The 21,485-nt window shown below is 50.6% G+C and carries 20 protein-coding genes and 1 tRNA gene; 14 read left to right on the forward strand and 7 right to left on the reverse strand.

Features of this window, described 5'->3' with window-relative positions; genetic code table 11:
• Positions 1-20: 20 nt before the first annotated feature.
• The 8 genes from C5S61_RS19415 to C5S61_RS19450 all read left to right on the forward strand — a co-directional run bounded on the left by C5S61_RS19415 (position 21) and on the right by C5S61_RS19450 (position 10,352).
• Positions 21-1,280: a hypothetical protein gene (locus C5S61_RS19415; protein WP_110517675.1), complete on the forward strand. Its 1,260-nt coding sequence runs from the start codon at positions 21-23 to the stop codon at positions 1,278-1,280.
• A gap of 112 nt (positions 1,281-1,392) precedes the next feature.
• The gene (locus C5S61_RS19420; protein WP_110517677.1) at positions 1,393-2,547 is read left to right on the forward strand and encodes a WXG100 family type VII secretion target; all 1,155 of its coding nucleotides are present in this window, start codon (positions 1,393-1,395) and stop codon (positions 2,545-2,547) included.
• A 14-nt stretch (positions 2,548-2,561) separates the two neighbouring features.
• Positions 2,562-3,230 carry a hypothetical protein gene (locus C5S61_RS19425; RefSeq protein ID WP_110517679.1) on the forward strand — a complete coding sequence of 223 codons (669 nt, stop codon included), beginning with the start codon at positions 2,562-2,564 and terminating at the stop codon, positions 3,228-3,230.
• Between the two features lie 95 nt (positions 3,231-3,325).
• The gene (locus C5S61_RS19430) at positions 3,326-5,506 is read left to right on the forward strand and encodes a hypothetical protein (RefSeq protein WP_124033470.1); all 2,181 of its coding nucleotides are present in this window, start codon (positions 3,326-3,328) and stop codon (positions 5,504-5,506) included.
• A gap of 17 nt (positions 5,507-5,523) precedes the next feature.
• A complete protein-coding gene (locus C5S61_RS19435) occupies positions 5,524-7,533 on the forward strand; it encodes a DEAD/DEAH box helicase (RefSeq protein ID WP_110517683.1) in 2,010 nt (669 codons plus the stop codon).
• A gap of 172 nt (positions 7,534-7,705) precedes the next feature.
• A complete protein-coding gene (locus C5S61_RS19440) occupies positions 7,706-8,317 on the forward strand; it encodes a riboflavin synthase (protein WP_110517684.1) in 612 nt (203 codons plus the stop codon).
• Positions 8,318-8,345: 28 nt separating this feature from the next.
• Positions 8,346-9,092, forward strand: coding sequence for a class I SAM-dependent DNA methyltransferase (locus C5S61_RS19445; protein ID WP_110517686.1), 747 nt, complete (start codon positions 8,346-8,348; stop codon positions 9,090-9,092).
• A gap of 30 nt (positions 9,093-9,122) precedes the next feature.
• A complete protein-coding gene (locus tag C5S61_RS19450; RefSeq protein WP_110517688.1) occupies positions 9,123-10,352 on the forward strand; it encodes a bifunctional 3,4-dihydroxy-2-butanone-4-phosphate synthase/GTP cyclohydrolase II in 1,230 nt (409 codons plus the stop codon).
• A 1-nt stretch (position 10,353) separates the two neighbouring features.
• Here C5S61_RS19450 and radC read toward each other — a convergent pair whose 3' ends face one another.
• Positions 10,354-11,049 carry a RadC family protein gene (gene radC, locus C5S61_RS19455; RefSeq protein WP_110517690.1) on the reverse strand — a complete coding sequence of 232 codons (696 nt, stop codon included), beginning with the start codon at positions 11,047-11,049 and terminating at the stop codon, positions 10,354-10,356.
• Positions 11,050-11,154: 105 nt separating this feature from the next.
• Between radC and C5S61_RS19460 the strand changes: the two genes are divergently transcribed.
• Genes C5S61_RS19460 through C5S61_RS19470 form a run of 3 tightly spaced genes read left to right on the forward strand, consistent with a single transcriptional unit; the run spans position 11,155 to position 13,557 of the window.
• Entirely contained in the window at positions 11,155-12,297 is a 1,143-nt protein-coding gene (locus C5S61_RS19460; RefSeq protein WP_164689659.1) for a GAF domain-containing sensor histidine kinase, read from the forward strand.
• A 4-nt stretch (positions 12,298-12,301) separates the two neighbouring features.
• The gene (locus C5S61_RS19465) at positions 12,302-12,922 is read left to right on the forward strand and encodes a response regulator (protein ID WP_110517694.1); all 621 of its coding nucleotides are present in this window, start codon (positions 12,302-12,304) and stop codon (positions 12,920-12,922) included.
• Positions 12,923-12,939: 17 nt separating this feature from the next.
• Positions 12,940-13,557 carry a YigZ family protein gene (locus tag C5S61_RS19470; RefSeq protein ID WP_110517695.1) on the forward strand — a complete coding sequence of 206 codons (618 nt, stop codon included), beginning with the start codon at positions 12,940-12,942 and terminating at the stop codon, positions 13,555-13,557.
• On the opposite strand, the gene C5S61_RS19475 is transcribed toward C5S61_RS19470, so the two are convergent.
• On the reverse strand, positions 13,554-14,111 hold the full coding sequence (locus C5S61_RS19475) for a GNAT family N-acetyltransferase (RefSeq protein WP_110517697.1): 558 nt from the start codon (positions 14,109-14,111) through the stop codon (positions 13,554-13,556). The two genes, C5S61_RS19470 and C5S61_RS19475, sit on opposite strands and share 4 nt — an antisense overlap.
• Before the next feature lie 98 nt (positions 14,112-14,209).
• On the opposite strand from C5S61_RS19475, the gene C5S61_RS19480 reads away from it, so the two are divergent.
• Positions 14,210-14,295 (forward strand) — tRNA-Leu (locus C5S61_RS19480).
• A gap of 109 nt (positions 14,296-14,404) precedes the next feature.
• Positions 14,405-15,454, forward strand: coding sequence for a lamin tail domain-containing protein (locus tag C5S61_RS19485; RefSeq protein ID WP_110517699.1), 1,050 nt, complete (start codon positions 14,405-14,407; stop codon positions 15,452-15,454).
• Positions 15,455-15,504: 50 nt separating this feature from the next.
• On the opposite strand, the gene acpS is transcribed toward C5S61_RS19485, so the two are convergent.
• The 5 genes from acpS to C5S61_RS19510 all read right to left on the reverse strand — a co-directional run bounded on the left by acpS (position 15,505) and on the right by C5S61_RS19510 (position 20,502).
• The gene (gene acpS, locus C5S61_RS19490) at positions 15,505-15,888 is read right to left on the reverse strand and encodes a holo-ACP synthase (RefSeq protein WP_110517701.1); all 384 of its coding nucleotides are present in this window, start codon (positions 15,886-15,888) and stop codon (positions 15,505-15,507) included.
• Positions 15,889-15,968: 80 nt separating this feature from the next.
• Complete coding sequence (locus tag C5S61_RS19495; protein ID WP_110517703.1) at positions 15,969-17,657, reverse strand: dCTP deaminase domain-containing protein; 1,689 nt, start codon at positions 17,655-17,657, stop codon at positions 15,969-15,971.
• Positions 17,658-17,666: 9 nt separating this feature from the next.
• The gene (locus tag C5S61_RS19500; protein ID WP_124033471.1) at positions 17,667-18,701 is read right to left on the reverse strand and encodes a response regulator; all 1,035 of its coding nucleotides are present in this window, start codon (positions 18,699-18,701) and stop codon (positions 17,667-17,669) included.
• 76 nt (positions 18,702-18,777) lie between these two features.
• On the reverse strand, positions 18,778-19,632 hold the full coding sequence (locus C5S61_RS19505; protein WP_110517707.1) for an STAS domain-containing protein: 855 nt from the start codon (positions 19,630-19,632) through the stop codon (positions 18,778-18,780).
• A gap of 9 nt (positions 19,633-19,641) precedes the next feature.
• Positions 19,642-20,502: an STAS domain-containing protein gene (locus C5S61_RS19510; RefSeq protein ID WP_110517709.1), complete on the reverse strand. Its 861-nt coding sequence runs from the start codon at positions 20,500-20,502 to the stop codon at positions 19,642-19,644.
• A 51-nt stretch (positions 20,503-20,553) separates the two neighbouring features.
• Between C5S61_RS19510 and C5S61_RS19515 the strand changes: the two genes are divergently transcribed.
• Positions 20,554-21,312: a class I SAM-dependent methyltransferase gene (locus C5S61_RS19515; RefSeq protein WP_110517711.1), complete on the forward strand. Its 759-nt coding sequence runs from the start codon at positions 20,554-20,556 to the stop codon at positions 21,310-21,312.
• Positions 21,313-21,485: the final 173 nt, after the last annotated feature.

Raw genomic sequence — 21,485 nt, forward strand, 5'->3', positions numbered from 1 at the left:
GCTAGTTGATGGAGTTTTGTATGGCGCGGCATAGTAAATTATTTTGGCTCAGTGGGCTGGCAGCGTTGTTGCTGGCCACGGTTGTGCACTTGGCTTTGACGGCTGCTGGCCCGCAGCGCTGGGATGCGTGGGTGCATCTGCTGCTCTATGGCTGGATCAGCTGTAGTATTTTTGCGGTTAATTATCACACCACCCCCGTATTTAGTGGCCGCAACTTCCCCAAACCAGCGTGGCTAGAAGTGCACTGGTTGGTTTGGAGCTTGGGCGTGATATTGGCGAGCAGCGGCCTTGTTTGGTATAGCCAACTGAGCTATCGGCTTGGCTTGGGCTTGGAATGGCTTGGCAGCTGGTTGTTTATGGCGAATATTGTTCAATTATTGCGCAGCCCCAAATTGCGCCCAAGCATGCCTTCTTCGCCACAGCAACAACAGATCGATCGGCTCTCGACTCTCGCAACCAAGACCTCTGGCGCAAGTTTACCGGTGGCCTTGAGCTTAATTCTAGCCCGTGAATTTGGCTTAATTCATGCCCGTTGGCTGTTGAGCGCCGAGCATTTGCTGACCCTCGGCTGGATGATGTTGATGATTATTGGGGTTGGCTGCCATGTGCTGCCGCGTTGGTCGGGCCAAGCGACGCGCAATCCAGGCTGGTTGCGGGCTGGCTTGGGCTTGCATCACGTTGGCTTGCTGTGCATTGTGCTTGGCTTGGGCTTTGATCTGCCAGCAGTATTTGCGCTTGGCGCGAGCTTGGTTTTCTGTGCGCTTTGTTGCTGTGTCTGGTTGTTGGTTCCAGCTTTAGCAACCGTCGCCGCCAAGCAAGCACATCAATTGAGCATCGTGCAGCCGCGCCGAATTGGGCCTTTGACCATGTGGTGCATTCGGGCAGCGGTTTTCTATTTGGCAGTTGGCATCGGCTTTGGCATGAGCTTTGCCTTTGATCGGGCTTTGGGCGCGCAACTTCGCCCAATCCATGTTGAATCGAATTTAGCTGGCTTTGCGACGATTTTAATTTATGGCATGGCCTATTTTATGCTGCCGCGTTTTATGGGGCGGCCATTGGGCCTCGCCGGAATTGCCAATTGGCAAGTGTTTTTGGCAATTAGCGCGGTGTTGCTGATTGATCTTGGTTGGGCTGGCTTGGTGGCAGGTGTGGCATTGGCACGTTGGTTGCTGGTGTTTGGCGCAAGCCTGCATGGCTTGGCGGCCCTGCTATTCAGCTTCAGCATGCTGGCGACGATCTATCAGCCAGCGCAGGTGCGGCGTTTGGCGCATAAATCTTAATCTAGCCTTTAATTCATGGGCTACGATTGTGGCGTATAGTGGGACTGTGATGAATTGAGGGCGGTGCAAGCAGGTTTTCTGTGCATTGGCCCACAGCGAGAAGGATTCTGCGATGCCAGCCCCGATTGTGCAAATTGATTATGCTTTAATGAAGCAGATTGGCCTGCGGTTTCAGCGTTTGGCTGAGCGCGTTAGCTCGTTGCGCCAGCAATTGCAGCAGGTTGCTGAGCGGTTGATTGCTGGCGAATGGCAGGGCGCGGCGGCGGTAAAATTTGCCAACGAATATCAAACCCAGCTTGTGCCCGCCATCCAGCGTTTAATCACCGTTCTGAGCAGCGCCCAACAGCTGAGCCTCGAGGTAAGCGGCGTGATGCAGGCAGCCGAGGATGAAGCAGCGCGCTTGTTTCGCTCGCAGCTTGTGCTCAACCAAACCACCGATCAGGCAGCGAAGTATCAAGCGGCCTATCTTGAAATTAGCGAAATGCGCCGCGTTGAAGGCCAATTGTATGTTGCTGGCGGCGCTGACATGCGCCAAGGCATTCATCCCAGCGATGCTGATCAAGGCCAGATTGGTGATTGCTTCGTGGTGGCTTCGCTGGCGGCAATTGCCCAACATAACCCCGATGTGATTCGCAACGCGATTGAAGATAATGGTGATGGCACGTACACCGTCACATTCTATCAGCGCGAATCGAATAATCGCTTCAATCGCTTGAATAATTGGCTCGATAATGGCTATGATCAAGTCAAAATTACGGTCACTGCTGAGTTTCCGCTGCTGGCCGATGGCACGCAGCCCTACATTTACGAAAACCAAGAAATGCTCAATGGCAAACGCGAATTGTGGCCAGCAATTATGGAAAAAGCCTATGGCCAATTTCTGAGTCAAAGTAGCGACCCCGTTGATCTGTATAGCACCCTCAATCGTGGTGGCAACCCTGCCGATGTGCTTGAAGCGATTACTGGCCAGCCAAGCGTGCTCGCCGATCCACAAACTTATAGCATGCGCCAGCTCGCCGAGCTGCATCACAACAAACAAGCAATTATTTTTGGCACCCACGAGCCAGAAAATCCCTTGGTCAATCAAGCGGCCTTTGTCAATAAACACTTGCAACCCAAACATGCCTATTATGTGAGCCACATTGATCAACAGCGCAATCGGGTTACCTTGCGCAATCCATGGTCGTGGAATGAACCGCCAATTATTGTGAATTATGCTGATCTTGATCAGGTGTTTAATTCTGTGGTGACCAATCCAATTGATTAATTGGAGTAAGCTGCATGCGTTTTTGCTGGTTATTGAGTCTGTTTGTTGTGTTGATGGTTGGTTGTCAAAGCGCCCAAGACCCGCTTGCCAACCAAGAAGAGGAACCCGCTCCGATGCTAACCCTTGATCAAGCAACCCATGTGACCTTACGCGAAGGCACCGATGTTCAAATCGCAGGCCTCAACCTTGGGGTTTTGCAGATTTTATATAGTTCAACTGAGCCAAAACAACCAATTGGCGTGCGGATTCGCTTTTTAACCAAGCCAGCGATTTTTAATTATCATAGTGAGATGTTGCTCAATCAAACAATCAGCGTGGCACATTATCAAGTGCAATTGCTTGCGATTGAGCAACAATCAATTCAGGTAGCGATTCGCCTGACCGCTGAGCAAGCGCCAAACGTGCCAATCGCCGCCTTGGCCGACGAACAGCTGTTGATTGCGCCGCCTAATACGAGCGTTGGCGATGGCTATTTAACCATCACGCTTGGCGCGTATTATCCGGCCAGCGATGTGCAAGCAGCGCGCATCGAATTAAGTGTTTGGGTCAGTAGTAGCGTGCCAGCGCTTGAGCTAGCAGCGACGCTTGGTCAAGTCATCGAATACGAAGGCTACACCGTTCGCGTGCTATGGCTACCGAATGCAACCTATCCCATGGTTGCGCTTGGCTTGCAGCCTGAATAAATTTGTTCAATCCGCGAGAGAGCGAATTCTGACGGCCAGCCAGAAATATGCTACAATAAGCGCTGATGTTTAAATTTGAGGTGACATAATCCACGATGGCACGCACTACTCGCGCTATTCCACAACGTACACTTTCTGCTGAAGATCGGGCTACATTTGAGCGGATGGCTGAGAGTATCCGTTCGTTGGTTGGAGTACATATAAATCAACAGCCTGGGCGTTTCATGTTGGATACGCGGATTATGCTCGATTTGGTGCGTTTTCCGGTGATGCGGCCAACAGGCGGGCGGGTAACGTGGGGCGGCTATTTTACCTATTCGCCGACTTATGCCTCATTAACCCCTGAACAACGCTGGAATTATATTGCGTGGTTGGCTGGCGACGAGAGTTGCGCAATCCAACTGTTTCGCATTATGCGGCTGTATGCCTTATGCGCCGAATTAACCACGACGCGCCGCGATGAGGCGATTACGGCCATGCGCCAGTTGTACGATTCGAGTACCAACGATGCGGTGGCCCAAAGCTCGATTGGCAATGTCTTGACCTTGGCCTATGCAGCTTCGCAATCAGATGGATTAGGCGAGTGGTTGACCATCTTTACTCCCTCAAATGCGATTCCCGCCGATGTGTTGATTCGCTGTTTTGCCTTGGCCTCGATCGAAGCCAGCGGCCCACTGCTTTTCGATATTGCCTCGCGTTGTAATTTCAAGCTTGGCCGTGGTTTGGGCGGCAAACGCGCCGCGATTGAACAAGCCATGCGCGATATTGCTGATCGTTGGGGCGAGCGCCATCAGACCACCGTCATTCGCACGATGGTTGAGCAAACGCCAACAATGCCGGTTGCGCTGAACTATAGCGATACCTTGGTAATGTGGGTTGCCCGCGCCTTGGAGCTTTCGCAAGGGGTCTTTTTATTCGATCGTTCCGATGCCGCTAGTTTTATTCGCGGTTTGGCTGCTGCCGCCCAAGAGCAAGTGCGTTCGAACAAAAAAGGCAGTACGCCGCTCGATGGCCTCGAATTGCTTGATGGCATTCTCAAAGGCGATGGTGGTGTGGTTCAATTCGATCTCTCTGGCTCTGCTGAATATGTGATGACCGAGGAAGAAGAGGAGATTTTAGAGCAAAAGTTAAATCGCATTCAAAAAGTGCCAGGGGTCAAAGTCGTCAAAAACGAATGGGATGTTTTTTCCTATTGGAGTGGCCGCCAAAATACCTCGCCCGATGCGGTGCTGATTCGCAGCTTGCCAATTAAGCAACCAAGCTCGCCCGAACCATGGAACGCCCCAACGCCGCCAACCTACGCCGTCGCCTCCTACAAAACCTTAACCCCAGAACAACGCTGGTGGTATTTGGATTGGCTGGCAGGCGAGGATGTCAAGCCCTTGGAGGTATTTTGGTCGGTGCGTTTCAAAGGCTTAGAGGCAGCGTTTAGCCGTTTGACTCCCCAAAAAGCCCAAGAACAGACCGATTCGTGGTTTGACGAGCGTGATCCACGCTTGCTCAAGCACAACATTGTGGGCATGCTCGAAACGATTTTCGACCAGACCAACGATGAATCATTGATGCGAGCTGGCCTTGATTTGCTCATGCCACTGTATAGCGATTTTGGCGATGTTGAACGGGCAAATGCAGCCTTCAATCGCACGCCGATGAACCCCGATCAAGCGACGCGCTTGCTCGAATTGTTGTGGAATGCAGGCGGCGTGGTTGATGGCCGTGGCTTGTTGTATGTGGCGCGGGTTGGCGGTTTCAACCATACGCCATTGACTCGCGAGTGCTTCGACCAAATTGCCGAACGCGCCGAGCAATTGCTCAGCGAATGGGAAATGGATAATGGCCCGCTGAGCGATTTGCCGATTGTTAATTTCAGCTATACCCGCTCCAAGCGGCGGGTGGTGAGTGCGGTCAGTGTTGCTGCCGATGTAGCGCGTCAAGCCCAAGAAGAAATTAAGGCGCAACGCCGCTCTGCTCCACGTACCGCCCGCATGAGCGCCGAGGAAATCGAAGCCGAACAAGCAGAGTTGGCCGAACTGCCAACCAACGCTGGCGACGGCCCAGCAGAGGCGATCTATGTACAATTGGCCAGCGATCCGCAGTTGGTCGAACTCTATTTGACCTATGGAGCCGAAGCGCTCGATCAAGGGCGGCCAACCGAGGCAGTAGCCTTTTTGCGCCGTGCCGCCGAGCTTGAGCCACGCAGCCATGCCAGTTTGTTGTTGCCCTTAGCGCGTTTACGCTTAAGCGAAGCCGCTCACGACCAGAAGCCAAATCAGTAGAAAATAGGTTCATATCAATGGAAGAATTACGTCGCCAGCGCTATCTTGAGATTTTGGCGAGCTTGCCTGAGCCAGCCTTTGAGCTAGCGCAACTTGTGCAAGCACTGCCTGAGATTGATCAGCCTGAAATTGAAGCAGATTTATTGCATTTGGGCTTTGAATTAGATGAATATTTGATCCGCGCTGATTTTGAAGCAGCATTAACGCCCAATACCCGTGCAACTCGCCCTCAGATTCCGGTGGCTGCACCGCCGCGCTTGCAAGCTTTGCCGCCAATTTTAAACGAGTTGCGCTTTCGACCACCAACCGATGGCGAACGCGCGCGCTTGCTGAGCGGCCACGTTACTCCAGCCGATCGTTGGGCAGTGCGCGAACAAGCTGAACACTATACCCTCAAAGGTGGCTTCGACCATCTGCTTTCGCTCGAATACGCCGCGATTGATGCCAAGGAATATCAATTGCGTGCTGTGCGGCGCGTTTTGGGCGAAATGCATGGCAACGCAATTTTGGCCGATGAAGTTGGTTTGGGTAAAACTATCGAAGCTGGCTTGATCATCAAAGAATATCACTTGCGCGAAATGATTCGCACATGTTTGATTTTGACTCCAGCGCCGCTTTCCGAGCAATGGCTCGAAGAAATGCACGATAAGTTTGGCATGAATTTTCATCGTTTAGGCGATGATACGGATATTGGCCAATATCCGTTGGTCGTTGGCTCAATTGATCGGGCCAAGGGTGCATATCGTAAAGCACTGACCGACCGAACGTGGGATATGTTGGTGATTGATGAATGTCATATGCTCAAAAATCACCGAACTGGGCGCTATAAATTTGTTTTCAACTTAAATCGCAAACATTGTTTATTGCTCTCAGCAACCCCAGTTCAAAATGAGCTACGCGAATTGTATAACTTGATTACGGTTGCGCGGCCTGGTCATCTCAAAGGGCCACGCCAATTCCAAAAATTATTTATGGAAGATCGTCGTCATGCGCGTAACGTTGATCATTTGCGTGCTTTGCTCAACGAGGTCATGATTCGCAATCGGCGTTCAAATACCCTCACCGAATTACCACCACGCTTAATTCATCATCATGAAATTGAATTAACCGACGATGAGCACGATTTTCACGATGCAATGGTTCGCTTTTGCAAACATATCTATCAACGCTATGTTGAAGGCGAGATTGTGTTGCAAAGCATCGATGGCAAGGTTGTTGTTTCAAAATTGGTCTTAGTCTTGATGACCTTGCTCAAAGAAATGACTTCTAGTCCACGTGCTGTTGGCCATACGCTACGTGGTGCAATGACTGCGCGCTTGGGTAAAATGGATGGTGCTGATAGCAGCGAATTGGATCGCTTGCTCAAAATCGTTGATGAAATGCAGATTCCATCCAAAGCGCGAACATTATTGAAAATTGTCAAAAACGATGATAGCAAAATTATCGTTTATACCGAGTTTGTAGCAACCTTGGAATTCTTGCGCGATTTCTTGGCTGATCACGGAGTCGAATCGGTTTTGTTCCACGGTGGTCTCAGCGGAATGCAAAAACGCAGCGCGGTCGAGCGTTTCCGCGATGGCAAAGCCCAGGTCTTTTTATCAACCGAGAGTGGTGGTCAAGGGCTCAACCTACAATTCTGCCATCGCTTGGTTAATTACGACTTGCCATGGAATCCAATGCGGATTGAGCAACGGATTGGGCGGGTGCATCGCTATGGTCAAGAACGGCCTGTTGAAATTTACACCTTGATTTTACGCGGCACAATCGAAGAATATATTCTGCACGTGCTAACTGGTAAAATCGATATGTTCCAGACCGTCATTGGCGAAATTGATGCAATGCTTTCGTTTATGCACGAACAACAAAGCCTTGAAGTACGCATAACCGATATTATTTTGCATTCAAAGAGCTTTGACGAAATTCGCGCCCAAATGGAATTGCTTGGCGAAGAATTGCGCAAAGCCAACGATACACTCAACGAAGCAGAAAAAACCAACGCCGCCTTGTTGGATAGTGTCTTAGGCTAATAGAACATAGAGCATAGAGCATAGAACATAGAACATAGAATGAATCTACTTAAAATACAGATATTCTTTATTCTATTTAATAATTATGCTATACACAGTGATTATGAATTACTGCTAAAGTATACTTAAATTTATGCTCTATGTTCTATGTTCTTACTAAAGGGAATGTACAATGTTTACAGGAATTGTTGAAGAAATTGGCACAATTCTGGTGGCAAATACGGGCCTTGAGCGCGATAATACGTTGCGCATTGGCTGTAACGTGGCAACCAGCGATGCCCAATTAGGCGATAGCATTGCAGTCAACGGCGTTTGTTTAACCGTAACCGCCTTTGAAGCCGATTGGTTTGAGGTTGGCTTAGCCCCAGAAACCTTGCGTCGCACCAATTTGGGCCAGCTCAAGGTTGGCAGCGCAGTCAATTTAGAGCGTGCATTGACAGCTGGGCGACGCATGGGCGGTCATTATGTGCAAGGTCACGTCGATGGCACTGGTGAAATTATCGCCATCGAGCCAGAGGGCGAATCCAAAGCGATTACAATTCGGGTTGCCCCAGCTTTGATGCGCTATATCGTCGAAAAAGGCTTTATTGCTGTTGATGGCACCAGCTTGACGATTACCCGCACCACTGACGAGAGCTTTGGCTTGGCGATTATTGCCCATACCCAAGCGTGGGCGATTATTGGCCAGCAGCAGGTTGGCGATACGGTCAATATCGAAGTCGATATTCTGGCCAAGTATGTTGAAAATATCGTGCGCTTCGACCGCAAAATGCTTGCCGAATAAGCGCCGTTTGCTTAGATGGAATCGATAAATGATGTATAACGACTATGCCCGTTACTATGATAACGGGCAGCTCCATTTTAGCGTCTTGATGTTTGATTATTTGCAGCGTGTGCTGGAACTGCACCCCGTGCCTGGCCGTTCGATGATCGATTTGGCTTGTGGCACAGGCACGTTGGCCTTGATGCATGCCGATTTGAGCTGGGATGTGTTGGGCATTGATGCATCGCGCGAGATGCTGCGCATTGCCCAACGCAAGGCCCGTGGCGACGTAACCCAGCAACGTTCAATTCGTTTTCGGCGCGCCGATATGCGCGATTGGCAGGTCAGCCAGCCAGTGCAATTAGTGACCTGTTTTTACGATAGCCTAAATTATTTGCTTGAAGCAAGCGATTTAAACGCTACTTTTGGCTGTGTGGCGGCAGCACTGGAGCCTGGCGGGCGCTGGATTTTCGACATCAACACGCCCTATTTTTTGGAGCATGTTTGGCAACCAGTCGAAATCGACGAGCGCGATGGCTATGTGCATATTATGCATTCGCAATTCGAGCCAGAACGCTGTATCTCGTGGTTGCAATTAACTGGTTTTGCCCAGCGCGATGATGGCTTGTTTGAGCGATTTAGCGAGCAGCATGCAGAACGTGGCTATAGCCAAGCCACATTAGAGCAACTTTTACGGGCAAACGGGTTTACAATAGAGGCCGTGTACGATTGTTTCGTGCTGACTGAACCAACCCCGATCAGCCATCGCTGGCTCTGGGTCTGTACCAAACAATGAGTGTTTGATTGTCGCATAAGGAGTGAAGCTATGCCGTTGGCAAGCATCGAAGAAGCACTGCAAGATTATGCAGCCGGAAAAATGGTAATCATCGTCGACGATGAGGATCGTGAAAACGAGGGCGATCTGGCATGTGCTGCCCAGTTTGTTACGCCACAGGCAATTAATTTTATGGCTAAAGAGGGCCGTGGTCTGATCTGTTTGGCCATCACTGGTCAGCGCCTCGACGAGTTGGAAATTCCCATGATGGTGACCTCGAATAATTCCAAATTTGGTACGAATTTCACCGTTTCAATCGAAGCGGCTCAAGGCGTAACCACGGGTATTTCGGCTTATGATCGAGCGCATACGATTCAAACCGTGATTAATCCCAACTCTAAGCCAAGCGATATTTCGCGGCCCGGCCATGTGTTTCCTTTACGCGCTGCTGAGGGCGGCGTATTACGACGGGTTGGCCAAACCGAAGCCTCGGTTGATTTGGCACGCTTGGCTGGTTTGTATCCAGCAGGTGTCATTTGCGAAATTATGAACGACGATGGCACGATGGCGCGCATTCCCGACCTTACCGTCTTTGCCGAAAAGCATGATCTGAAGATTATTAGCGTCGAGCAGTTGATTCGCTATCGCCGCGAACGCGAATTTTTGGTGACGCGTACTGCCGAAGCCCGCTTGCCAACCAAGTATGGTGAATTTCAAATTATCTCCTACGAAAGCAAAATTGATACGCCCGACCAACAAGCCAAAGAAGCCGTGGCGCTGATTATGGGCGATATTTCGACCGACGAACCAGTGCTAGTGCGAGTTCACTCCGAATGTTTAACCGGCGATGCCTTTGGCTCGTTGCGCTGCGATTGTGGCCCGCAACTCGAAAAAGCCATGCAACGGATTGCCCAAGAAGGCCGTGGCGTGTTGCTCTATTTGCGCCAAGAAGGCCGAGGCATTGGCTTGACCAACAAAATTCGCGCCTATATGCTGCAAGACCAAGGCTTAGATACGATTGAGGCCAACGAACGCTTGGGTTTCCCTGCCGATTTGCGCGATTATGGCTTGGGTGCTCAAATGCTGGCCGATTTGGGCTTGCGCGATTTACGCTTGTTAACCAATAATCCCAAAAAGATCATCGGTTTTGAAGGCTATGGCTTGCACGTTGTCGAACAACTTTCCTTGGAAACCGACCCCAATAGTGAAAACCAAGCCTATTTGCGCACCAAGCGCGAACGCATGGGCCATACCTTGTCGAATTTGAATTCGCCAGAATAAACTACAACCAAGCCAAGCGCCGTTCGCGCATACTAACCCAGCGTGCTTGACCGATCACCAAATGGTCAAGCACGTCAATATCGAGCAACTGCCCAGCCTGAATTAATTGCTTGGTCACCAAAATATCGTCGGGCGAAGGCGTTGGGTCGCCGCTTGGGTGATTATGCACAACAATAATTGCCGCCGCATTCAGCCGAATCGGCTCGCGAAACACCTCGGCAATGCGCACGCTGGCGCTATTCAACGAGCCAATCGTCACGTTTTCGATTTTCAGCACATGGTTTTTTGTATTGAGAATGACGACGCGCAGATGCTCCTTATCTAAATGGCTCATCTCTACTTGCAGCAAGCCCACCACATCAGCAGGCGATGTGATTTGTAAGGGTTGATTGGGCGCTGCTAGCAGCAAACGCCGCCCAATTTCCAGTGCCGCCTTGATATGGGCTGCTTTGGCCTCGCCCATTCCACGTACTCGACATAAATCGCTGAACTCGATTTTTTGTAGGCCATGCCAACCACCATGCTCGCGCAGCAACAGTTGGGCAAGCTGAAGCACATTCATGCCTTGCACGCCGACGCGTAGCAGAATCGCCAAAATCTCAGCATCAGACAATGCTTGCGGCCCAAAGTCGCGCAGGCGTTCACGCGGCTGCTCACTGGATGGTAATTCCTTAATTGAGATAAAATAGTTGCTCATACAATCAAACTCGCACTAAAATGGTTGTTAGTGGAGAGCCACAACTGTGGCAAATTTGGCATGCTTCGGTGTGCATTTGGCAAAATTGCCCCAAAGGTGTTGATAATGAGCAATGATCCGACTATTTTGGCGCGCCGAAACCATGAATTGACGATTTTGAATCAAGTTGCCGAGGCGCTCAACCGCAGCAATCAGCTTGATCAAGCTTTGCAAACCGTTTTGGAATTGGTGGCAGAGTTACTGGGTTTGCACACAGGTTGGGTTTGGCTGCTACGCGATGATCAAACGACCCATTATTTGGCGGCGGCCTATCATCTGCCCCCTGTTTTGTGCCACCCTCAAGCCTTGGAAGATGATTGTTATTGTCTGGAGCGTTTTCGTGATGATAATTTGGACCGCGCGGCCAATATTAGCGTGATTCGTTGCACGCGGCTGCGCAATGTGAGCCATGGCACCGATGGGCTGCGCTTCCATTCGTCGATTCCCTTGATGGCACATGGCCGTAAACTGGGTGTTTTTAATGTGGCTAGCCCCGATTGGTGCGAATTGAGCGCCGATGATTTGCGCTTGTTGCACACCGTCGGCGATTTGCTGAGCATGGCGATTGAGCGCACCCGACTGTTTGAGCGCTCGCTCAGCTTGGGTGCGGTTGAGGAGCGCAACCGGATTGCCCGCGAAATTCACGATACCTTGGCCCAAGGCCTCACTGCGGTCTTATTGCAGCTCGAAACCGCCGATGCCCTGCTAGAGATTGGCGCAACCGAGCGGGGTCGCGCGAAAATTCATCAAGCCTTGCAATGGACGCGCTATAATCTCGATGAGGCGCGACGTTCGGTGCTCGATTTGCGGGCGGCTCCCTTGGAAGGCCGGAGTTTGGTCGAAGCGTTGGCAACCTTGAACCACGAGCACGATCCATTTAGCCTTGAATTACAAACAATTGGCGCTTTGCAGCCGTTGCCCTTGCGAATTGAAGTTGGCTTGTTGCGGATTGTGCAAGAAGCCTTGAATAATGTGCGCCAGCACGCCCAAGCCAGCCAAGTTGTGATCGAATATCACGCCACGCCCAGCCAGATTGAAATTTGCGTGCATGACAATGGCTGTGGTTTCGACCCAACCCTTGCCAAGCCCCAGCATTTTGGCCTAATTGGCATGAATGAACGCACCCGCTTGCTTGGCGGCAACCTTGAAATCAAAAGCACCCTTGGCGCTGGCACCGAGGTTTGTATTGCCGTGCCATTAGGGAGTTAAATCCATGATTCGAATTCTTGTTGTCGATGATCATCCGGTGGTGCGCGAGGGTTTGGTTGCCATTTTGAGCACCCAATCCGATTTTGCGGTGGTTGGCGAGGCCAGCGATGGCCGCCAAGCCTTGGAATTGTGCCAGCAAATTCAGCCCGATTTGCTGCTGCTTGACCTTGAATTGCCAGAATTAGATGGCGTGGCGGTGCTGGAACAGCTCGATTTAGTCGCACACAATTTACGAGTTTTAGTTTTTACTGCGTTTGATACTGACGAGCGGATTATTGGGGCGGTGCGGGCTGGCGCGCAGGGCTATTTGCTCAAAGGTGCGCCGCGCGACGAATTATTTGCTGCAATTCGTTTGATTCATGCTGGCGGCTCGACGCTGCACCCGTTGATTGCCTCAAAATTGTTGCGCCAAGTGCAGCGCGATACAAGCTTGGTGGAATTAACTCCGCGTGAGCGCGAAGTTTTGCAGGAATTAGCCCAAGGCTTTGCAAATAAACAGATTGCCTATACATTGAATATTACCGAACGCACGGTTAAGTTTCATCTTAACAGTATTTTTCAAAAGCTTGGCGCACACAATCGTACCGAAGCGGTGTCGATTGCCTATGAACGCCAATTAATTTAGCTAGGTTGATTATCGTTATGACTCCAACTCGTTATCAAATTCCAGCCAATGAGCATGAATTTGAACAAGATATTAAACACTCGCGCTTTATTGCCACGGTTGTGCATGCGCCAACGTTGGTCGATGCCAAGCAAGCAATTGCCACGATTGCAGCGCGCTATCCCGATGCAAACCACAATTGTTGGGCGTTTCAGATTGGGCTTGGCCCGCACGCCGAAATTGGCTCATCTGACGATGGTGAACCTGCTGGTACAGCTGGCCGCCCGATGTTGCAAGTCTTGCAAGGTAGTGGCATTGGTGATATTGCAGCAGTCGTAACGCGTTATTTTGGCGGCATCAAATTAGGCACTGGCGGCTTGGTGCGGGCTTATAGCGGAACTTTGCAAAAAGCGCTCAACGATTTACCAACCAAAGAACAAGTTATTCGGCGCACTGGTATGGTCACAATTAATTACAATCAATATGAATTATTGCGACGTTTGCTGACCAGCTTTGATCCGCTGATCGAAAGTGAAGATTTTGCCAGCGATATTACCTTGATGCTGGCATTGCCTCAAGATCGCTGGCAAGAATGTGCAGATGCTATTCGCGAATTAACCTATGCTGAAAGCGAATTAATTGCGCTCGATGATTAAATAATTGGCGTTGTATGATCCATTTCAAAGTGAATATTTTGAAATTCGCCGTGATCTGGCCGATCGTCGTAGATTTCGGTTGTTGGCAGCGAACGCCAAAAATGCTCGGCTCCGGCAATCGCTGGGTTGGTATGCAGATAGATTGTGCGATACCTGCCTTCGTTGAGAATCCAGTTGCGAGTGAGGCTCACCAAGCGGCGGGCCAAGCCAGCGCGGCGATGGGCAGCTGCGACATAAACGCGCACTAATTGGGCGGTTTCGGCGCTGCTATAGCGTTCAACCAGCCATTCGGGCTTGTAGGGTGGTTTGGGGCCGCCAGTACGCACCGCGCATGTGCCGACAACCTCGCCAGTTGCCTTAACAACCGCCACAAACAGCACTTGGCGCGGGTTTTCCAGATAGGCTCCGACTAAATCGTCAACGTCAGCATGCCATTTGGCAACGTAGCCAATGCCAAAATCGTGCTCGAAGGTGTGTAACATCAGCTGGCGTGCGCCCGCCAAATCAGCGGTTGTTGCTTCGCGCAGCATATAGATTCCATGGTCAAGGCTCATGCCACTACCTCATAGCAGTAAATTACTGATATATTATATCAATAAATGAAAACTAATTTGCCAAAAAATATACTATGCGCTATAATGTCGCTCGTTGCGCCGAGGTGGCGGAATGGCAGACGCTGAGGTCTTAAACATCTCTCCTCGCAAGGGGGTGCGGGTTCGACTCCCGCCCTCGGCACCAACCACAGGCTCGTTGATCAAACTTGATCAGCGGGCCTGCTGTTATTTAATCAATTAAAAAAGCCAGCCTTTGGTATACTAGCAACAAATTTTTTAGCTGAGGAACTGCTATGCGCCGTTGGATTTGGCTATTACTGCTTGCTGGTTTATTGCCCCGCGCCGCCGCTGCCCATAATTTATGCTTTGTTGAAGTCAACAACCCCTATTGTTTGGAGGAACCGTTCAGCGATTATTGGGATGATAACGGTGGTCTGCCAGTTTTTGGCTACCCAATTACTTTTGCTAAAGCTGAACCCAACCCAGATACGGGGATGAGTTATCATACGCAATGGCTTGAACGCAATCGTTTTGAAGTACACCCTGAGAATGCTGGCACTGCCTATGAAGTATTGTTGGGTTTGTTGGGCAAAGAACGCTTGCAGCAGCTTGGGCGTGAGGTTGCGCCGCGCGAGGCTGGGCCGCAAGCTGGCTGTTTGTGGTTTGAAGAAACTGGCCATAACGTGTGCGATCAAAGCAATGGCCTTGGTTTCAAAAGCTATTGGCAATCACATGGCCTGAAAATTGATGGCTTGGATAATTATGCCCGTTCGTTGCAACTCTTTGGTTTGCCCTTGACTGGCGTGAATCTTGAAACCAACGCCAATGGTGATACGGTGCAAACGCAATGGTTTGAGCGCGCGCGGCTCGAATGGCATCCCAACAATCCTGATCAATTTAAGGTTTTGCTGGGCTTGTTGGGCAAAGAAGTTTTGGACAATAGGGGCGTAATTCCGCAACCGCAGCTGCCAGTAACGCCGACCCCAGCGCCGATTGTAACCCCAACGCCTGCGCCACCGCCACCATCATTTAATAATTGCCAAGCCGACCCAACCGTGGCCAGCAATTATCCTGTGAAAATTGTGAGCGTGGATAAAAGTGCCGAAAAAGTTGTGCTGCAAAATGTGAGCAATGCGCCGGTTGCGCTTGATGGCTGGCGCATTTGCAGCATTCGCGGCAATCAGTTGCACGCAACCCTCGGCGGGAGCCTTGCCGCTGGCGAAACGCGCACGATTGATTCGACTGCATCAGGCCCAATTTGGAACAATAGCGATCAAGATAATGCTTCGTTGTATGATGCAGAAGGCCGCTTGATTTCGTTCTTGGAAGATACCAACTTTTAAATAACAAATGGGCGCTAGACAAAACCTAGCGCCCATTGATTCTATTTGAGCTAGCTCATGCCTACCACAAAGGCGATTGCTTGATCGCCGCTATGCGAAAGGCTGACCGACCAATGGCGAATGCCTAGCTCTTCGGAACGTTGTTGGGCTGCACCGTGGAGCCGCAACATAGGCTTGCCTTGAGGATCGTTGGCTACTTCAATCTCGCGCCATGCAACCGAACAAGCGGGATGGCCGATGCCTTTTAATCCAACCCCAAGCGCTTTGGCGGCAGCTTCCTTGGCTGCCCAGCGGGCCGCGAGCGATTGAGCGCTATCGCGGCAACGCAACCATTCCGCCTCGGTCCACACGCGGCGGGCAAAACGCTGGCCCCAGCGCGAAACTGCCTGATTAATCCGATCGATTTCGATTAAATCAACACCTGTTACCAACATACGCTTTTACATCCTTGCTACCACGAACGTGGTGGTTGCTTGTATTGTAGGCTGATTTATTAAAATGGCCAAATTAATAATTAAATTCGCGGCAAAGTCACGCCTGTTTGGCCTTGATACTTGCCCGAACGATCATCATAGGCCACTTCTGGCAACTCGTCGCCCTCGAAAAACAGCACTTGGGCAATGCCTTCGTTGGCGTAAATTTTGGCTGGCAATGGCGTTGTGTTGCTAATTTCGATCGTCACATAGCCTTCCCAGCCTGGCTCGAAGGGCGTTACATTCGCGATCAGACCACAGTTTGAAACAAAAACGCCTGCATCAAGCGCAAAGTTGCCAGCTTCAGGTACGGATAAACAATAGACATCATGTGTCCCAGCCAATTCCTTGATCGCCGTGATTTTGTGATTGACTGGTTTATTTCCTCTAAATGATGCGATTGCATCAGGGAAGCGACGAAATACGCTGCGATCACAATCAAGTAACCGTGCTGCGCCTCGAATGGAACCTGTTGAATGCAATGCAGCAAGTACTCGTTCTTCTGTAATTTCATCTCGTAATCTAATAGAACGAGCTATTTCTTGTTGTTGCATGTGACGTTCCAAAGATGCAGATTCCCAATATTCCTTAGATGCAATAGAAACTCGTTCACGTGCAGCGGTATTATTCTGCCAAAAATTTGTTTGACGTAATCGCTGAGCATCACGATTTTGAGGATCTGCCCAATATTTTAAGTGTGCCTCATACCATTCTTGACGTTTTTCTAAATAAATTGATGAATCCCAGAATGAGCGTGCACGTTGTTTTTGTTGATCGCAATAGTTTCTATACCAATCATCATCTTGGCGTAATCGTTCTAATGCTTGTTTGATAGATGCGCTATGTTCATCTGGATCAAAATCTGACCCATACGATATTGCATTGTGATGTTTAATATGCGCTTCAGCATCCATGCGCATGATGTTCCATGGTTGGTTGTTGAGCCGATCATGGTCAATGTGATGGCGATGGGTATTAGCTTGCTCTGTATAAATATTATGTCGAAGATTCCATTCATCGGCTAGGCGATGGGTTGGAACATAATGGCCATTGATTAATTGATAGACCATTTCGTAGCCACGAAAAAGTTGGCGATACAATGGCATCAACGAATCATTTGGGCGCAAATTGGCAGCTTGAACCATCGTGCCATCGCGCCGCATAAACTCATGATCGGGTGTGCATTGGATGGTCTGGCCATTATCAAGCGTGATTTCCAGCAAGCTATCGCGACCAATGTAGCGCGGCTGTTCAAGCAGGGTCACAATAATTCGGCCATTTGGCCCAATGCTATAGCCCCAGAATAGCTCGCCTTGTTCTGAGCGTTTGGCCATTTCGGCCAAGGTTGGGTTTGTGCCATCAACCAGCGCAACTCGAGTGTCACCACTAAAACAACGGGCATAGGTCGATTTGCCGACGCACACGCAGAGCACATTGCGCGGAATGCGGAAGTATTCGATGGTGCGGCAGAGCACAAACGAGTTTGGCGGAATGATACAAACATCGGCTTTGACATCGACGAATGAACGTGGATCGAAATTTTTGGGGTCGATAACTGCTGAATTGACGTTGGTGAAAATTTTAAATTCATCAGCGATGCGAATATCGTAGCCATACGACGACAAGCCGTATGAAACGACTCCGCCGCGCACTTGACCATCGATAAATGGCTCGATCATGCCGTGTTCTTGAGCCATGCGCTTAATCCAGCGATCAGCTTTGATTGACATACAAACTCCTTATGGTGTCGCCGTGGGCGCATTTGGATCAAGGGTTGGGCTTGGCTCTGGCGTAGCTGTTGGCGTTGGGCTTGGAGTTGCCGTCGGCGTGAGCGTTGGCGTTAATGTTGGGGTCGCCGTTGGCGTTGGGGTGAGGGTTGGCGTTGCGGTTGGATCGCTAAACATCGCCCGCACGTTGGTGGTTACGTTGCGGGTTTGTTCAGGGAAGAGCAGGGCAATTGCGCCTGAACCCAAGCCACAGGTTAACAGCGCCACGAGGCTCAAAACCAACGGCCACGAAATTCGGCGTTGATAGCGCACTGGCTGACCGCCCAAATTGCGCAGGGTTTCAACATCGCTATGGTGCAAGCGCCGAAACTCGGCCAAGGCTTGGGCTGGATCTTCGCTCAAAAATTGGGCATAGCGTTGCACAATTTCTTCGGCGGCGCTGCCACGCGGCAACAGAGCATATTTTTCTTCTTCGATTGCCTGAATATAGTACATTTGGATTTTGGTATCCAAATTGGCTTGCACCAGCGAGATGTTGCGCAGCTTGCGGGCTTGGCGCAGACGCTGACCAAGCGGAATATTTAATGCAGGCGCTTCGACCTCAACCTCTGGTTCAGGCGGAGGCGTTTCGATTACAGGCTCGGCTGCAAGTTTGGGTGCACGCGTATCGGCGCGTTGCAAGGCTGGCGGCGGCGCTTGGCGCAAGCGAATCGCAATCCGCGCCAGCAATTCTTCGGTGCGATAGGGCTTGGTAATATAATCGGTCGCGCCAGCACGCAGGCCACGGGCAATATCTTCGGCGCTGCTGCGATGCGACATCACCATGACCCGCAGGCCCAAACTAACCAGTTCATCAAGCAAGGCCCAGCCTTGTTCGCGGCCCAGCTCAAGATCGAGCAAAATCAGGTCGGGCTGTTGGGTGCGGGCAACTTCGCGGGCGCTGGTTTCAGTCCACTCGCGCATCACCCGATAACTAGCCATCTCTAATGTGCGAGCGAGCGTGGCCGAAAACGCCCGATCTTCATCAAGCAACAAAATGAAGGTCAAAACCAGAATTCCTATCCACAAGCCAATGCCAAGGCATAGCCAGATTGAGCGAGAATAATGCAGCGATTATAGCACGTTAGATCGACTCGATCGTCAGGTTTTGGCGTTCGAGAGCATCCATTAAGCCACTTTGCAAATCGGCGCGGGTGGCGATGCTATCCAAGCGAATGCCCAATTGCACGATTGTTTGGGCAATTTCGTTGCTAATGCCAACGACAATGGTTTCGGTGCCAAGCAACTTAAGCGCGTTGATGGCCTGCAAGATGTAGTTAGCCACAGCAGTATCAACCACCGGCACGCCCGTTAAATCTAAGATTACAGTGTCGGCGTTGTTGCGTGAACTGGCTTGAAGCAAGGCTGTAATAATCTGATCAGCTTGGACGGGATCGATGCCGCCAACCAAGGGTAAGACCAAAATACCTGGCAAAATTGGCACGACTGGCACGGCGCGTGCAGCAATTTCTGCCTTGAGTAAAGAATCTTGCTGGCTCATACGCGCAATTTCGTCGCGGCGGGCGCTAATTTGAGTTTCCAGCTCCATTGCTTCGCTAACATCGTGAAAATAGCCCACCACATATTCTGGTGGCTGAGCATCGCCCAATGGTTTGAGCATAAAACGCGCAGCTAAATGGCGGTTGCTTGGCTGACCATGCGCATCGACAATCACATAATCTAAAGTTGGCAAAAAGACCTTTTCGCCAGCAAAGGCGCGTTTGATCTCTGCCTGAACGTCGGGATCAGCCAGCGAAGGATCAGCAAATAAATTGTAATTTGCTTGCAGCTCCAACATTTCGGCTGGACTTAGATTGAAAATGCGGCGTAACGCGGTGTTGGTGTATACAGCCTTGCCAGTGCTATCGTAAATTGCTGAACCGATTGACATAACCGACCAAGCGCTACTGCGAATGAGTGTATTTAAACTAGGAGCCATGGGCGCACCTCACGAACGAGCACGAATAACTTGGCCTTGCCGACGGAGCGCGGTTTGCAAGCCGCTTTGCAAATCGGCGCGGGTGGTAATATCCTCGAGCCGCAAGCCCAATTGAACGAGGGTTTGGGCAATTTCAGGGCTGATGCCAACCACAATCGTATCGGTGCCGAGCAACTTAAGCGCTTTGATTGCTTGCAGCAAATAATTAGCAACCGCTGTATCAACGACCGGAATCCCAGTCACATCGAGCAACAGCGTATCGGCGCTATGCTCGGAAGCAGCTTCCAACAAACAATTCAACACATATTCGGCGCGGCGTGAATCGACGGCCCCAACCAGCGGCAGCACTAAAATACCAGGTAGCACTGGCACAACTGGAGCCGAACGGGCCTCGATTTCGGCGCGCATGGCCTCTTGTTGCTGCTCGGCAAGCTGAATTTCGTGCTTGCGGCTATCGAGTTCGCGGCGCATGGTTACTTGCGAGGTAATATCCGTAAAAAATGCCACAATATAGTCGCCAGTTTTCTCCTCGACACGCAACGGAGCCAAGTTGAGTCGCGCCACGATATGCTTGCCAGATGGGCGGGCATGGACGTTCAGCAACTCATAATCGAGTTCGCCGATGCGCGATTTTTTGCCTTCGAAGGCTGAGGTGATTGCATTTTTTGTCAGTGGCGCTTGAAGCGAAGGGTCACGATGCAGATTATAATGCAGTTGCGCTTGGGTAGCTTCTTCGGGCAGATATTGCAATAACTCCATTCCCGCAAGGTTGATTAATTCGGCGCGCCCGCTGCGGTGGTAAATCAGCGAGGCAATCGGAGCGTGAATCCAGCCATGGCTCATTTGTTGAATAAGTGTTTCTGGCAACATATGCGACCCTCAATCACTGGCATTGTTTGTAAATTATAAGCGAGGTTGGCAATGGATGAACAGCGGATGTGGTGGGAAGAATTATTTCAAATTCACGAGTTTGCAACCTATGCTGATGTTGCCGCAAATCTCACTAGCAATGAAGTTGATTTTCTGGAAACGGTGTTGAATTTAACCCCCGATATGCGGGTTTTGGATTTGGCCTGTGGCAATGGTCGGCATCTGTTGGGTTTGGCGCGGCGTGGCTATCACGTTGATGGCGTTGAGCTGGCTACGCCATTAGTTGATCAGCTTAGCGCCCAAATTACTGCTGAGCAATTGCCCGCGCGGGTGATTGCTGGCGATATGCGCCAACTTGACGATTTGGGCATGTATGATGTGATCTTGATTATGAATAGCTCGCTGGGCTTTTTCAGCGATCATGAACATCAACAACTGCTGAATGATTTGGCCGATCATCTCGTGCCCCAAGGGCGTTTAGTGCTGCAATGTATCAATCCCTATCAGATTAGCAGCTATATGCAGCACTATCGGCGGGGCTGGCATCAGGTTGGGCCGGGCTATGTGCTGCGCGAATCGCACTTTAACCCCATCACTGGCACAATTGAAACTGCCTATCGCTATATTGAGCCAAATGGTGGCGAGGCTGTGCATCCAGGCGAGCGGATTCGTTTATATACGTTTCCCGAATGGCAGCAGCATTTGCAACGAGCTGGCTTGCGGGTGCAAGCGGTGTTTGGCGATGCGGTGATGCCAATCGTTGCCTTCGATGAAGCGAGTCAATGGCAAATTTTAATGGCGATGAAATAGAGGATTGGGGATCGGTTATTGGGGGTTGGGGATCGGTATGGATAGGCTATAGGCTGGTTTGAAATTCCAATAAATCTTCGATAGCCAATAGCCCAAAGCCTATTACCACTTTTTTACGCTGCACCGCTGGGTTAAATCCCGATCCCTGATCCCCAACCCCCGATCCCTGATCC

Origin of the sequence: Herpetosiphon llansteffanensis (assembly GCF_003205875.1) — a bacterium.
GTDB lineage: Bacteria > Chloroflexota > Chloroflexia > Chloroflexales > Herpetosiphonaceae > Herpetosiphon > Herpetosiphon llansteffanensis.